At 30.6% G+C, this 644-nt stretch carries 2 protein-coding genes; both read right to left on the bottom strand.

Annotation, left to right across the window (positions count from 1 at the left end; translation table 11 throughout):
• Positions 1-336, bottom strand: a 336-nt coding sequence (locus F1381_RS27920; protein WP_222850502.1) for a hypothetical protein, incomplete at its 3' end; no start/stop codon positions are given.
• On the bottom strand, positions 333-644 hold a 312-nt coding region (locus F1381_RS28675), incomplete at its 5' end, for a hypothetical protein (protein WP_222850501.1). The genes F1381_RS28675 and F1381_RS27920, both read right to left, overlap by 4 nt.

The raw sequence follows: 644 nt of genomic DNA, 5'->3' as shown, positions 1-644 counted from the left end.
AGGTTTTTTATTCATGACTGTTTGAAAATAACATTTCATATTGCCATGAGCTATTAAGATGTCATTCCTATAAAAAGGAGAACAATAGCCATGTGCAATAACTTTAAACGTCACGCCACGTAATTTTTGTAAGGTTAAATAAAGAGAAACTAATATTGGATAAAGTGCTACTTGTATTTTTTTGTTACGAATTTTGTTAGAAATTTTGAAGTATGTTTTATCAAGTATAATGACTTTAACCCCCAAATTTTTAAGAATGTTACATTGTTGGGCAACAACCCTTTCCACCCCACCTTGCCCTCCTGAACCATTATACGCGGCGATATATATAATCATTTTAAAAACTTCCCGATAAACGACTTCATTTTTAGCAGAACGAATTGACACTGTCGGTAAAATATAGCATGCTTTTGTCCTGAAAGAAGATTCAAATTATCATTATATTTTTTTAAAAATCTATAATTATTTATGCAACTTTCGTAATGATATTTTAATCGATTAGCTGTTCTTGCCCCTCCCGTCGCTTTTCTTGGCGGTAAATTTATTAACAAAGCCTTTGAATCATATATAAATTTTTTATTTTTAATAAATAGAGATAGCATGAAATCAGTTTCCTCACGATAGCAGTTTCCCGTATAAGATAT

This window comes from Paenibacillus tengchongensis (genome assembly GCF_008973665.1).
Classification (GTDB): Bacteria; Bacillota; Bacilli; order Paenibacillales; family Paenibacillaceae; genus Paenibacillus_AQ; species Paenibacillus_AQ tengchongensis.
This window is presented reverse-complemented; position numbering and strand designations above follow the sequence as displayed.